Origin of the sequence: Peribacillus sp. NPDC096540 (assembly GCF_050278525.1) — a bacterium.
Lineage (GTDB): Bacteria > Bacillota > Bacilli > Bacillales > DSM-1321 > Peribacillus.
Genome location: NZ_JBNNTG010000042.1, coordinates 1 through 14160 on the forward strand (window position 1 = coordinate 1; position 14160 = coordinate 14160).

Annotated in this window: 16 protein-coding genes; 3 read left to right on the top strand and 13 right to left on the bottom strand. The window is 35.7% G+C overall.

Features of this window, described 5'->3' with window-relative positions; all coding sequences use genetic code 11:
* Positions 1-159 precede the first annotated feature (159 nt).
* A complete protein-coding gene (locus ACQKMR_RS24405; protein ID WP_427699610.1) occupies positions 160-627 on the bottom strand; it encodes a UPF0158 family protein in 468 nt (155 codons plus the stop codon).
* A 69-nt stretch (positions 628-696) separates the two neighbouring features.
* Positions 697-1224, bottom strand: a complete 528-nt coding sequence (locus ACQKMR_RS24410) for a hypothetical protein (RefSeq protein WP_427699611.1) — start codon at positions 1222-1224, stop codon at positions 697-699.
* Between the two features lie 487 nt (positions 1225-1711).
* Between ACQKMR_RS24410 and ACQKMR_RS24415 the strand changes: the two genes are divergently transcribed.
* Entirely contained in the window at positions 1712-2293 is a 582-nt protein-coding gene (locus ACQKMR_RS24415; protein WP_427699612.1) for a hypothetical protein, read from the top strand.
* 154 nt (positions 2294-2447) lie between these two features.
* On the opposite strand, the gene ACQKMR_RS24420 is transcribed toward ACQKMR_RS24415, so the two are convergent.
* The 7 genes from ACQKMR_RS24420 to ACQKMR_RS24450 form a co-directional block, all read right to left on the bottom strand.
* Positions 2448-2681, bottom strand: a complete 234-nt coding sequence (locus tag ACQKMR_RS24420) for a GNAT family N-acetyltransferase (protein ID WP_427699613.1) — start codon at positions 2679-2681, stop codon at positions 2448-2450.
* A complete protein-coding gene (locus tag ACQKMR_RS24425; protein ID WP_427699645.1) occupies positions 2635-2772 on the bottom strand; it encodes a GNAT family N-acetyltransferase in 138 nt (45 codons plus the stop codon). Before ACQKMR_RS24425 ends, ACQKMR_RS24420 begins: the two co-directional genes overlap by 47 nt.
* A 22-nt stretch (positions 2773-2794) precedes the next feature.
* Positions 2795-3679 (bottom strand): DMT family transporter, encoded by an 885-nt coding sequence (locus tag ACQKMR_RS24430; RefSeq protein ID WP_427699614.1) that lies wholly within the window; start codon positions 3677-3679, stop codon positions 2795-2797.
* 576 nt (positions 3680-4255) lie between these two features.
* A complete protein-coding gene (locus tag ACQKMR_RS24435) occupies positions 4256-5086 on the bottom strand; it encodes an STAS domain-containing protein (protein ID WP_427699615.1) in 831 nt (276 codons plus the stop codon).
* A gap of 183 nt (positions 5087-5269) precedes the next feature.
* Positions 5270-7252 carry a hydantoinase B/oxoprolinase family protein gene (locus ACQKMR_RS24440; RefSeq protein ID WP_427699616.1) on the bottom strand — a complete coding sequence of 661 codons (1983 nt, stop codon included), beginning with the start codon at positions 7250-7252 and terminating at the stop codon, positions 5270-5272.
* A 16-nt stretch (positions 7253-7268) separates the two neighbouring features.
* Complete coding sequence (locus tag ACQKMR_RS24445) at positions 7269-9308, bottom strand: hydantoinase/oxoprolinase family protein (RefSeq protein WP_427699617.1); 2040 nt, start codon at positions 9306-9308, stop codon at positions 7269-7271.
* Positions 9309-9840: 532 nt separating this feature from the next.
* Positions 9841-10014 (bottom strand): hypothetical protein, encoded by a 174-nt coding sequence (locus ACQKMR_RS24450; RefSeq protein ID WP_427699618.1) that lies wholly within the window; start codon positions 10012-10014, stop codon positions 9841-9843.
* A 65-nt stretch (positions 10015-10079) separates the two neighbouring features.
* On the opposite strand from ACQKMR_RS24450, the gene ACQKMR_RS24455 reads away from it, so the two are divergent.
* Positions 10080-10508, top strand: coding sequence for a hypothetical protein (locus tag ACQKMR_RS24455; RefSeq protein WP_427699619.1), 429 nt, complete (start codon positions 10080-10082; stop codon positions 10506-10508).
* A gap of 450 nt (positions 10509-10958) precedes the next feature.
* Here the strand turns inward: ACQKMR_RS24455 and ACQKMR_RS24460 are convergent, their stop codons facing one another.
* Positions 10959-11501: a DinB family protein gene (locus tag ACQKMR_RS24460; RefSeq protein ID WP_427699620.1), complete on the bottom strand. Its 543-nt coding sequence runs from the start codon at positions 11499-11501 to the stop codon at positions 10959-10961.
* A 409-nt stretch (positions 11502-11910) separates the two neighbouring features.
* On the opposite strand from ACQKMR_RS24460, the gene ACQKMR_RS24465 reads away from it, so the two are divergent.
* Entirely contained in the window at positions 11911-12090 is a 180-nt protein-coding gene (locus tag ACQKMR_RS24465) for a small acid-soluble spore protein H (protein ID WP_053347758.1), read from the top strand.
* Between the two features lie 343 nt (positions 12091-12433).
* Here the strand turns inward: ACQKMR_RS24465 and ACQKMR_RS24470 are convergent, their stop codons facing one another.
* The 3 genes from ACQKMR_RS24470 to ACQKMR_RS24480 form a co-directional block, all read right to left on the bottom strand.
* The gene (locus ACQKMR_RS24470; protein WP_427699621.1) at positions 12434-12973 is read right to left on the bottom strand and encodes a GrpB family protein; all 540 of its coding nucleotides are present in this window, start codon (positions 12971-12973) and stop codon (positions 12434-12436) included.
* A complete protein-coding gene (locus ACQKMR_RS24475) occupies positions 12970-13623 on the bottom strand; it encodes a hypothetical protein (RefSeq protein ID WP_427699622.1) in 654 nt (217 codons plus the stop codon). Before ACQKMR_RS24475 ends, ACQKMR_RS24470 begins: the two co-directional genes overlap by 4 nt.
* Positions 13624-13725: 102 nt before the next feature.
* Positions 13726-13962 (bottom strand): DUF3953 domain-containing protein, encoded by a 237-nt coding sequence (locus tag ACQKMR_RS24480; protein ID WP_427699623.1) that lies wholly within the window; start codon positions 13960-13962, stop codon positions 13726-13728.
* Positions 13963-14160: the final 198 nt, after the last annotated feature.

Sequence of the window (14160 nt, forward strand, 5' to 3'; positions counted from 1 at the left end):
CTTGGGCTATCAAACCCCACAAGCCATTGAAGATCGAATTAGGAATACAGCTTAAGATTTAACTTTTTAGTGTCCAAAATATTGACTCAAATCCAAACTTTATTGTCATTTAACAAAATAAAGCGATTACTCTTATTTAGCAATCGCACTTTGTCTTATCTATTCAATATAGTTGACGTTATTATCTTGACACCATTCTTTTGCAATTTGTTTATAACGCTCGTCACGATATGAAAACCATTGATCTTCGATATCAAGATTTATTATTTTGTCCTTAAATCTTCTAAAGGCACCCTTTCCCTTGATTTCTAATAATAAAGTATTTTGCTTACGTAGATCACCAACAGTTAGGCAAAAGTCTTCCATCATTTCATATTCATTGACATCATATTTAGTTGGTAACTCTATATAATTCTCAAAGTTTTCAACAACATCATTAGCAACCTTTAAATTTTCTTGTTGCCAATCAGGTAAATGATCGAATGGTTGATCATCTTCAGCAGTTCTCAAATCATCAGAAGTTACTAAAATAATCTCACCAGTTTTAATATTTAGAAATGATTGAGACTCTTCAAACTGTATTTCCATTTCTTCAATAATATCTTTAAGCTTTACTTGTACATTCATGATATAGGACCACCTTCTATATTTTTTACAATCGCATTCTTTTGTTTAATAAAAAGATCTATAATTTCTCTACTTTACATCGACAACAATTGTTCCAAAACGTTCGGTACCGATAAAGACTTCTAAACGCCATATCCCAGCTTTGGGTAATGATATATTAGAAGGCCTTGAGCTATCTGAGCCCCTAACTCCATTAGGACTGTAAGCTAACTCCTCGTAATTCCAAACTTTCCTTTCATTAGCTGTACCGGCATCTGTGACTAAAGCCATTTCATTTTCTCCTGTGTCTTTGTTTATAGCAACCACTTTAAAATTGCCACCTTTTATAGTTTGTTCATCTCCCCAAAAATGCCACAGCCACTTATTTACTTCACCAGCTTTAAACTCAGGTCCAACTATTCCTACTTTATCTTTTTGTCCAACTAATTTATCTCCTGTTGATGTTTCAAATTCAGGAGATAAATCCCACTGTTGATTTTCTTCTGATGCGGAACTGGCTTTTTTGGTATTAACGTTTGCATTTTCTTTGTTGTCCTGAGAACAACCTGCAATAAGTAAAATAACAAGTAAAGAAATACTTAAAAGTGCTTTTCTCAATTACTAAATCCTCCTTTCAGAGTTACCACCGAACTTTTGAAATTCCATTAAATTTAAATTCTCTATTTCTACCCACATTCCCTCTTAAATTTTACTACCTTTTATTGCACAAACCTGCCCTGTTAGCTCTATAAGGTGATTTATATTAATAGGTTTCTAATGGTATTTTTCCGATGTCGGAAACATCCTTGTGTTCGTATTTAATCACTTCAAAACCAGGTATTCGTAAAGTAATTGTATCGAAACCGTATGGTGGCATGACCCGTATACATAAATTCCTAAAAACAGTTTAATCATAATAAGCTTCTGCCCCTTTATCCATGGATGGAGAAAGGGGTTTTTCTTTAGCTTTCCTACAGTATGGTTTTAGATATTTTCGTACATTCTATAAAAATAATCCAATTTTCATTTGATTTTCATTAAATTTTCATTTATACAGACTATACTGACATTATATTTTACATTCAAAAACTAGGGGTACTATAAGATGAGTTCAAAACAAAATACAAGAAAAAACAATCACTTTTTATCCAGCTATATTCCAAATCCAAAAGAACTAAGAACCATCATTATCAGTTTAACCATAACTATTTGTTTATTTTTCATTGGAATTTTACTTATTTCTCTTAATCATCAGCAGCTAATGATGCAAGATTACAAACATTATAAGATAATCGTAAAACAATTTGGGTCGATTTCAAGAATTTTGTATTTTGCGGTTTTGGCTATCTATCCTGTTTTTCTTTTATTAAAGTGGAAACGCTTGAAAACGATAAAGTGGGGGAATTTTCAATTAAAAAGTTTCCTACAGTTTCTCGGAAAGTTAGTAAGAAAATGGCATGTTCCTCTTGCGTTAGCATCAACTGGAGCCGTTTTTCTTCATGGATATTTGGCGATCATAAGAGGATTTAAATGGGACTTTACGCATATCACGGGAATTCTTGCTATTATTCTTTTGGTTTTCCTCCTATTTATGGGGCTTAGACGATTCAAGAGAAAAGATAAAAAATGGCACTTTAAACTGGCTATTGGGTTTCTCATTTTATTTATGATTCATGCGTCTTTTTAATTGGATAATGAACATTACAAAAAGAGGTTGTCGCATAAGGAGCAGATCCTTTATGTGACAACTTCTTTTTCGCGTTTAACAATCACGTTCCTCCACACAACCAACATAGTCCAAGACAATGCACCCTTTTATGGAATAATGGAATAAATGTTTTTTATACAAAAATTGAATATTGCACAGGATTTCCAAACCCTGATTTTTCAGCTAATTTTATAGACGACTTATTTAATATGTCACAATCCCAGCGTGGCATTATATCATTTTCAAGACAGTGATCTATTAATGTTTTTACAATGCTAGATGCTAATCCTTGTCCCCTATAATCCTCGTGAGTTGCAATATCAATTTCTGAGTATTGTAGTGAAGAAAAAATTGAAGTAACATTCACTAACCACTTTTCCTTTATGAAGAATCCAATAACCGAAACCATTTTCACTAAAGTTGGATACAGATCCCCAGTATTCTTTATAGTAATCAATTCCGAGCTATTTGATAACTCTTCTACATGGCCTTGTTTTCGGAGTCAGTAAGGGTTTTAGGAGCCTTAAGTACATAAAACAATCCGCTGAAAATTAATAAAATTCCTAGGCATTGAAGCAAATCTGGCTGAAATCCAGTAATCAAGATATCTAAAAGTATAGCAACAAACGGGTCTACAAAAATCATAAAAGAGACTATGTTTGTAGGCAAGTGACGAATACTATTAAAAAACAGAAGGTACACAACGCCTGTATGAACGATACCGGTGAAAATGGCGTAAAACCACTCCGCTGAATGTAGGACTGTGTAGGTTGAAAAATCAATAAACGGAACTAGTAATAGAATACCTATAAACATTTGAAGAGAAGTGGTGGCATACACGCTTGTCTTTGTAATGCTCTTTCCTAAAATCATTGTTGCGGCATAGAAAAGCGCCGCAAGCACTCCATATATAATTCCTTCCCATTCAGGAGATGATGAACGGAACCCATCTGTTCCCATAATAAATAATGTTCCTATGAAACATAGAAAGATTGCTAAGATAGAGAACAATGTCAATTTCTCTCTAAAGATGAAGCTCCCTATAATGAGAACAATCATAGGAGCTAAATGATAAAGTGAAATAGCAATCGTCACGGATATCAATTCAAACGATTTAAAGAGAAATATCCAGTTTAATAAGTTGGCTCCCGCACAGCAAATGATCAACGGTACCTCTTTGAAATTCCATTTTTCTTTCTTATAATTCCCTGTCATTACCCAAGCAGTACATAAGAATACTGCAGCACATATGCAACGAACAAAAACCAGTTCCATTGCCGGAAGGCCTGTGAGTTCAGAGAAAAAACCAACAGTTCCAAATATGGCCATAGCCAAAGAGAGTTGGAATAGTGCATTTCTATTCATTTTAATTTTCCTTTCTTCATTTCAATATTAATGCTATCTTTCTCAGGCATGCCATCGCGCGTGACAATATTGGCCCACATTTGTTCTAGAATTACTAATCCATCCAGGTTATTGCGCGGCAAGACTGCCACAATTTCATCTTACTTACCTTCCATTATTTAGCCCATTCAGGTTCCATCTAGAATTCCCTACCAAAGTGCAAAGACTTTTCGTTTCAATCCAATGATTCGGTTATGTATATTTTCTGGGATTATTTCTAAAATAGAATTAATTGTTGGCCCATCTTTATCATATTTAACAATTCTATTTATATACTCTTGAATTAGGTTAATGGATGTAGTTTCTCCTTTATTAAGCTGCCAGCTGAACAATGGTCCGTTTTCGCAGTTTGGATTTGCACAATACCTTAACTGGTTCCCTTCTGTGCAGTTCACATTGCAATATTATGTGTTATACTTCCCTCCTATTTATATCTACTTACTTCATTTCGACAAAAACAGCAAAGAACCTCTCTTTATATTCCATATTCACAACAAAAAAAGTCACCACTACATGGTGACCTTTAACTGTTACGATTTAACTCACAACCATATAATCCCCTAAGGCCTGCTGTAGCGTTCCCTTTATCTCTGCTTTATTATCGAAACAAAGCCCTGCACGTATCATTTTTGTAACAATTTCTGGGCGTAATCCAGTAATCACAGCTTTACACCCCATCATCGAGGTCCCATCGAGAATCTTCATTAATTGATTAATGATCTCAACCTCCACTTCAAGAATACCAGATAAATCAAGGATCAAGATTTGAATCTTCAGGTTACCTATTTCCATCAATACCTTTTCCTCGATTATACGCATACGCGATTCATCAATCGATCCAATTAACGGCAGGACGCAGGTAGAGGGAGTGATGGGGATGATAGGAACAGATAGATTTTCTACCAAGTTTTGCTGAGCTAGAATAAATTTGTCTTTATAATCAGAATAACTGATAAAAAAAGATTTAAGGAAAATATCAACCTTTTCATTCACTTTTTTCTCTAAATCGAAAAAGACTTTCGAGTCGTTAAACACATCTTTTAATTTTTCAAATTCATAAAGAAAATTCCACAGCGTTCTTCGGATAGCTTGGATCCATTCCAGTTTGAACGAGAGAGTTAAGGAATAAGTTGCCCAGACTACTCCTTCTTTTTCGGCAAAGGCAATCATATCATCCTCATTCTGCTCCACGATATAACGGATCAGCTTATGTGCATTATTCAAAAGGTCGACATTTCCAATCAACAAGATTTCTTCAATTTTCTCTCTGACATTGACTGCTTCCGACAAAAGCTGTTCCTCAATCTCACTTTTGTTTTGCACAAGAAATTCCATTATTTTATCTTCCTCATTTAAAGGAAAACTCACTATTCTCCACTCCCTTTTTGGCACATTTCCCCTGTGATTTTTGTTATTAATACATTCTCTATTGGCGAAGTTTTTTCCTTCTTAATTAGAAAGTTCCCCTTAAAGCTAAAAAAGGTTCCGAATCTAATCGGAACCTCTCATTAACGAGTCATAATAATTTTTTATTAACTTGGTAGTGTCAGCTTATTTCCAATAAGCTAGTGTACGGGTTTTCATAGATTCACGGAATTGTTTTGTTGATTCTGGCAGTACTTTATTAGTTGCATAATCTATGATGACTCCGTGTTGACGAATGACATCCAGGTTATCCAGTTCACCATTCGCGAATTTCTCTTCAACAATCTGAACGTTCTCTTCAAGCCATTGTTTACGATTATTTCTTATATATGATCTAGCTTGATCCGTTGCTTCATAATCTATTTCAAACAAATCCAGATCTTTATCGATTTCATTAATAACCACACCGTAATCTTTTTTGGCCCTCTCGATTGATACATACTCATCAATAACATCTTCCAAAACATCTTCAGGACTTCTTTCAAGCGGATCCCCTAAACCACCGCCCCCTGCTGATGGGCGTACAAAGGAATCCCCTTGTTGCACTTTTACATTTGAAAAAATCGCCCCTAAATATTGTTCGTCTTCCTTACCCGGATTCAGCCATGCTCCATGTGGAGAAGAAGGCAGCCCTCCAAAAATACCCCATGTTATCGAGCGAGAACGGTCACAACAATAGGACATAACCGTGTTTTTGACATTTGTGAGTGTTCCGCCTTTTTCTACACCGCACCCGCCGCGGTATTTCCCAGGACCAGCTGAATCTGTAATAATTTCATGTTTCATCGTAACAACAGGTGACAATCTTTCTTGACCTTCACAAGGCTGAACACTAAGTCCCAAACCGAATGTTGGTGAAGTGGCATTCACACCGTCTCGATCGGAACGGCCTCCATGCCCTCCAGCCATCCAGTCATACCACATAAAGTATTTATCTTGTTCCTGACGTTGATCCCACCCGCCGATCAGTAAATACTCGAGGTTAAACGAGCAAGCAATGGCTCTCTCTGGCATAATGTTAGACCAAAGTTCAAAACAAGCACTCATGATTTTTTCATATGCCCCTGAACAAAATCCTGTTACAGCCACCGGTGCAGGAGCATTGACGACTGAGTTTTCAGGCAGTTCAACCTTTACCACTCTATAAAAACCAGAATTCAACGGAATCTCAGGGAAAAATGTCTTGGTACCTGAATACGTAGCCGATAAAGAAGCCCCGAAACCTGCATTTAAAAAACAGCCAATATAAGAGTGGGAACCAGAAAGATCATAAAGAATTTCATCATCTGTTATGGTCATCTTGACCTTAATCGGAATTAATCCGTCACCTACTTCAGGATCCATATCAATATAATCAACGGTCTCCCATGTACCGTTTGGCAAAGCCGCAACCTTGGCTCTTGCTAAACGTTCTACATAATTCTGCACTTCTGCAAAGGCAGACAGAGTTGTATCGATTCCATACTTTTCGATGATGGCAAACAACTGGCGCTCGCCTACTTTCGCAGCTTCCACTTGAGCTCGGAGGTCACCTACCCGTTCTTCTGGTACACGCATGTTCGAAACGAGAACATTAACCACATCTTTTAAAAACGTTCCTTTACTATATATCCTAAGAGGTGGAATTCTTACACCCTCACCGAAATGCTCTTTGGCATTAATATCAAAGGATCCAGGTGTTGATCCTCCCATGTCTGCCCAGTGACCATTTGTTTGCATGAACGCAATAAGCTTTTCACCATGAAAGACAGGCAAGAGCACCCGTGTGTCATTGAAATGAGTACCGCCACGATACGGGTCATTGACTAAGAAAACGTCCCCTGGGTGGATATCACCTTCGAAGTCTTCCAGTACCGCTTTCGCTGTAAGATGCAGCGTTCCAACATGAACGGAAATATCCTGTGTTCCTTGCATAACTGTATTTCCTTCTGCATCACAAAGCGCACAGCTGAAGTCTCGGTTATAAATAACAAAGGAGTAGCATGTCCGAAGAATCTGCTCAGCCATCTGATCTACTAGGTTAACGAAGCCATTTTTTATCACTTCAAACGTCACGGGATCTAAACCGGTTCCAACTCCAGATTGGTCAATTAACTGTTTATTCGACAATAGAATCCACCTCTTTTTATTTATTTAGTGAAAGAATTAAGTTCCTATATTTATCAACTTTAGCCGTGAAGTTTGGAGGAATAACAGTCGTTGTATCGAGCTGATCTACTATGGCTGGTCCTTGAATTTCAGAGAATGCAGGAATTAGTTCTCGGTTATACACGTTTGTATTTACATAACCTTCGTCTTCAAAATAAACATCACGCGTTTCTTTCAAAGCATCCTCAAGCGTGCCACCAGGTTCATAGGAAGGAAATTCAGGTTTTGGCACAGTTCCTATAGCCGTAACGAGCAGCCCGTAAATTTCCACCGTTTGGTCTTTATCAGAGAAAGAAAATTCCCGTTCATGTTCTTGATGGAAACGGTTCAGAGTCTCTTCTAATGAAGAGATTGGACAGTCAACTTCTATTGCCAATGAACGCCATTGCCCCATATACCTCATGTCAATATATCGCATCAAGGTAGAAGCTTCTTTAGAAACCCCTTCTTCTTGCAATAATTCCTCGGCCTCTTTTTCCATTCCAATAAACTCTTTCTCTAAATCCTCTAACGACACATCCTTAACATTCTTGACATATGTTTTGGAGATATCATGACGAACATCAACAAGCAGGCATCCCATTGCCGCCGCAACACCTGGATGCGGAGGAATGATTACAGTCGGGATTTCCATTTCCTTTGCTAGGTATGCTCCATGTAAAGGACCAGCCCCACCAAAAGCTACAAGTGCAAAATCACGTGGATCATATCCGCGTCTTACTGAAATTAACCGGAGCGCATCACACATATTGGCATTGGCCACCCGTGTAATGGCATTCGCCGCCTCTTCAATTGTATAATTGAACTTCTTAGCTATTTTATCCACGGCTTCTATCGCTTTTTCTTTATCCAATTCCATTTGTCCGTCTAATAGTTTTGTGCCAAGGCGTCCTAATACTATATTGGCATCTGAATTAGTCGGCTCTACTCCGCCTCTGCTATAGCAAGCAGGTCCAGGAACAGCCCCTGCACTTTGAGGTCCGTTTCGTAAAGAACCACCTTCATCAACCCAGGCTAAGCTTCCGCCGCCTGCCCCTATCGTCAAAATTTCGATACTTGGAAATCCAATCGGATATCCATACTCTATATACCAATCTTTTGTAATCCGTAAATCACCTTCATGCATCAAGGAAATATCGGTACTCGTTCCTCCCATGTCCAGCCCAATTGCATTATTAAACCCGCAAAGTTGAGCAATATGTTTACTAGCGATGGCACCAGCTGCAATACCGGAGCTAGCCAATCTTGCAGCATAACGTGGAACGGTTTGTGACGTCATTACGCCTCCACCAGAATGAAGAACTAAAATATCATCTTTATATCCTCTTTTATTCATTTCTCCTTCAAGCGTTTTGATATAGTTACTTACAGTCGGTCCTAAAACCGCGTTGACAATCGTCGTACTCATGCGCTCATGTTCAAAAATTTCAGGCAGGACTTCACTCGAAATGCATATGTAGACATCCGGCAGTTCCTCTTGAATGATTTGTTTCACTTTTGCTTCGTTGCTTCCATTGACATACGAGTTAATGAAGCAAACAGCGATGGACTCTGTACCGCGTTTCTTTAGTTTCCTGGCGAGTAACCGTACTTCCTCTTCATTGATTTCTGTCAGAACGTTCCCTGAATAGTCGGTGCGTTCTTCCACTTCAAAACGGTCTCTTCTTTGAATATACGGTTTGGCTACATCATCATACGTATCCCATAACTCGAGTTTGGTTCCACGGCGAATTTCTGAAACATCCCGAAACCCTTTAGAGGTGATCAATGCTGTCTTTGGCAATTTTCTTTCAATCAAGGCATTGGTGCCCACCGTCGTACCATGGGAAAACACTTTAATATTTTCACAATCTATTTCCGCTTTTGCAATTCCATCTAATATACCAATCTCAGGATTTAATGGAGTTGACGATGTTTTGGTTATTGAAATTTCCTTCGTGCTTTCATCAAAAACAAAAACATCCGTAAATGTTCCACCTACATCTATTGCGAGTCTAGTTTGCTTCGTACCTATCATATAATTCCCACCCCTGCTACAAGATTTAAAATACTTTATACCGTTTTGAACATTGCTTTCTGCTTATCTCCTCCGGTGGATCTTACACGTTTTAAAGGAATTGCTAAAAAAATCGATATCAATTGGAGGTCAATCAGCAGTTGAATCTTATCGACTTAGGAAGAAACAGTAAAAGAGTGAATGATAAAATAAAAAAACCAGTTATATCAATAAGAAATAATTGATATAACTGGTTTTGATCTAAGGTTTGCTCCGTTGCTAAAACGAAGTCTATTAGATTTGACAGTTATTTTTCATATTCATCTTTTCACCTAAGTCAATTTGAGGCATTGGATACAATGTAGATCAGAAAACTTCGGTAATCTACCTGTATACACTATTGCTATGTACTTTATCTTACTTCAATTCCGAATAAAGTCAAGGATATTTTTAGAATATTGAAATAACTATTCACTGTAGATTTCGGAGGATTTCATACAATGAAGAACAAAATTAAGTAAGCATAACTGTATAGCTATGCTTACTACATTCATTATTTATTAGGAGTTTCTTTTTCATCACCATCATCCATATTAGTGAGATATGCTTCTTGAATTCCATTCATCCCGTTCATAAGCTGTTCTGTTGTATATTCAAGATTTCCGACTTTACTACCATGCTTATTTTTATTATTTTGTTCTACCTTTTTAGAATCAGAATTATCCACGCTTTTCACCTCCAATGTTTAGCATGTCTAAACATGGAAGAAGTATGTATGATGGCAGGTCCTCAATGAAGGGGCCAGTTAGTGCATTAGGTATTAATTTATTAGGAAATAATGTAGAAGCTGCTCAAACAGTGATTTGGACACACCCGAAAAAAACAGAAGATATAGGATATAATTTTACTACAACAAAAACAATTACTAGAGAAGAACTTAATAAAATAAGTAAATACATTGATGATAAAGATACTTCAGCAAATGTTCTAGCTGGAATAGCAACAACAATATTAACTACACCATTAAAGCCTTATCTTTCAATATCATCAGGTATTGGAGTAACTTTATTAACTTCTTATAGAAGTACTAATGGTAAATTAGTAAGTGATAAATTAAAAAAATCAACTGCAAAATCATTTAAAGTAAAAATTGCTTATAAATATAGACAAACTGGATCAAATGATGGTTATTATTTTATTGATACAATAAAAATCTCTTAATTTAATGATTATTTTTATATTTTATTTCAATTGCTATCATATTAATTATAAAACCAGCTCCTAAAACAAAAAATAAAGTGCTAGGCAACTTAAAAATTAAAATTAATATAACGATACATGTTATAAATAGTTCTAGATAAGTATTTTTTTTGCTTTTTTCATAGATGTCCCTCCTGGTTATATATCAACAGTATATCAATTGAAAAATAGAAAAATAGAAAATTAAATTAATAGTTTATGAAAATGTTCATGAATGGACAGGTAGTTGCATAAACAAAAAAAGCGGCCAGAGGGCAGCCAGATCTTCAATGAAAGCAAGTTTTCAACCTAAAAAAGCCGATTAGTGTACGTTAAAGTATCGACTTCCTTAATTTGTTTAGTTAAACTAACTCCACCATTAGCTAAAAAATAAGTTATCCGCAGAATTACGGTAAAATATATTAAGAAGCATTATGTGGCGGACTTTCCAAAAAAATTGTAAATATTAAAATCTGTCATAGGGGCATCGGTTAATCCAACATTTCGTCCAATAGTTATAATTTGCCCTCGATGATAGGTACTGTGATTCATTACATGGAGAATATATTCAAATCTTGGACGGGTTTCATTAAACCATGGAGTTTCTACATGGCAATCTTTTGTTATTGAACTTTCGGTAAGTGAATTCACATATTGGGCCAGTTCTTTGGAATTGTCCATAATCATTTTAAACACTTCTTCGACAGTCTTATTTGATCGATCACTGAAAACACCTAAATCCGGTGTTGACTCCTGCTTTAACACTTCCAACCAAAATTTCTCACCATCAGAAACATGCTTGAGTGTCCATTTGATACTCGGAAAACTCGAAGGTATTTTCTGTTCTATTATTTCAGATGGCTTTGTTTTCAGCCAATCTATCAATTGGGCATTTGCCCAGAGGTTGTAGTTGGCATAGTCTTTCATGAGTGATGTTAAATTCATTTCTTTTGTTTCTCGTTGTTTTTCATCCATGTTTAACTCTCCTTTGTTTTAATATTTTTTCTCCCTTTCTTTCTTACTCGTTACCTTCAATAATATTCTTCCATATCCCCATTTGACACCAATTATTGTAAGTTGAAAGAGTGTTAAACTAAATTCCACGTTAGCACAATAAGAAAAGGGCTGCCGCAGCAACCCCCATTTTAAAATTTAAGCCCTCGTTCATTAAATAAGAGGTCATCTATCTCATCATTTTGAAGAACTGGACATTTGAAAAATATCTTAATATGGTCCTAGTGAACCCCCTGGTATTTTAGACCATATCTAATCTTAGCTCTATGTTTTCTTAACTTGAACTTGGAAGCATTTCAATTACAACATGTATATTTTAGAAATTTGGAACAAATATTATTACAGTTGCAAATCCAAAGGAGGTGGCAAAATGAACGCACAACGAGCAGAAGAAATTGCTTCTTCACCAATTATGGCTAATGTAACCTATAATGGGGAAAGTATCTACATTGAGCACGTGGATGAACAGAATGGAATAGCTACAATCCATTCCCTTGATGAACCAAATAATAAACAAAGTGTTTCTGTAACCATCTTAGAAGAACAGTAATTTGTCATATTTCCTCGATACAATAAGAAACCTTCACCTTCGGGTGGTGGTTTCATTTTAGATTAAGTTCAGTTGCCATCTTCTTCTTTAACAATCTATCTCCTTATTTAGAGCCTTTTCCAAAAGGGTCCTTGAGTCATAAAATTATTTAACTAATCCCCCTCTTAAATTTTTAACATCAAATTCCAAAAATTCCTGATTTTCAAAGGATCTACAAAGGCTTCATTAGCTGGCTTTAATAAATTTCGAAAGATTGTTAAAAATGCTTAATTTGCTTTCTTTCCATCAAAGAACTATATACTTTATTAACTTAAAAAAAGTCCCTTTATTTATAAATATGTCGTCATCCTCTTGAACTCCGATACCAAGATAAGGCTTTTCGTTCAATTTCCAATATTAACTTTTCTTTTCCTTTGATGTACGAATCCATATCGTAAGGAAATCGATATGACAATTCCTCTTTTAAATCACCATATTTTTCTGCAACGGAAGGATTTTCTCGTAAGTAATTTCTAAAAGCAAGATGACGTTCTATTCCCGGATTGCCTAATTGATAAATATGGAGGTGATGAGTTCGATTATCTCCTCCTTTTTGAAAAAACCTACGTCCAGATAATCCGTTTTCTCCTTTCGGCTCATAACCAATCCCTAACAAATTCTTGTTAAACTCATCTATTAGATGGATTTTTCTTACCACAGCCATGATATCAATAACTGGTTTTGCCTTTAGTCCGATAACAGAAGTACTTCCGAAATGATATATTTCAATTATTTCAGGTCCGAAAATCTTATGTATTACATTAGCCTCTTCCTTATACATCAATGGCCATTGGTTATTATATCTAGTTACTTCAACCTTTCTTATATTTAATCCCTCCCTCATAATTTTCTGATTCTTTCCCCCGACTTAATGATAATATTCATATTCCATGAATCCCCACTTTCAATATGACTTTCCATCTGTGATACATCAATATCAGTATCGATTTTCACCCTTTTACGCTCTTTTCCTCTTAACGTTACCTCATATGGAGAATCGGTATTCATAAGTGAAATCGTTTTTACATCATCTTCGTACTCGTCAAAAAATTCAATAGTGAATTGTGCATCATCCCTGCTGTAGTTTTCAAAAAGAAGTTCACATTCCCCATGCAATGTTGTCTCATTGGTCATTTCAAAACTACAACTACTTATATCACGTTCATAGGAAATGGCGTAAATGCCTGTTGCAAAATATTTTTGAAACGAACTGGCTAAAAAAGGAGGAGTAAACATTGCAACCATAATTGCCAGTACTACAAATCTACCATGATATTTTTCCAATGATTTCACAAGAAAAACTAGGCTCATAATTAAAAATAATAATGATGCAATTCCTATATACTGTAATCCATTTACTGATTCAACAGGTATATTTAAAACCGAAGCAACTGTCTCACCATAAGGACTTTCATGTGGGAAAGGGAAGTTTAATGCCATAGACACAAATAAAAAAATGAGAGCTAAATATATAAATTTTTTATCTTTTATCAATATGAACCACACCTATTCATTTACTATTATTCAGAACCCTTCTTTCAACAGGTTTTATTATCTTGTCACAACACAGCGTGAATTTTCCAACTATCTTGCCACTTAGTTCAATAAAAACCCCTGTATAGAAACAAAGAAAGCATATAAAGAGACAATAATGTTCATATACCCCCAAAATCTTTTTCTATCTTTTTGAAGTTCGGCTAATCCTGTCACCAACATTAATGCTCCTAAGAAAAAAATCATATATGAAGATAGCTCGAAATTTTTAGTGATTAAACCATATCCTGATAAAGTAAGAACTATTATCGAAAAAACGATTCTTAATATTTTTAACAAGGTACCCCACCGACCTTCCATATTAACCCGTTATACTAGAATAAAAAAGCTATCTTATGTATTAACAAAAGGCCTAATCTACTTCAATAACTAATTAGAAAATTTTACTGAACTAATCCCCAATAAAATTCCTCCACCGATACCTAGCACCATGCCAAAAAGTGTCCATAGAAACCCTCTAATAGATACTTACGGATA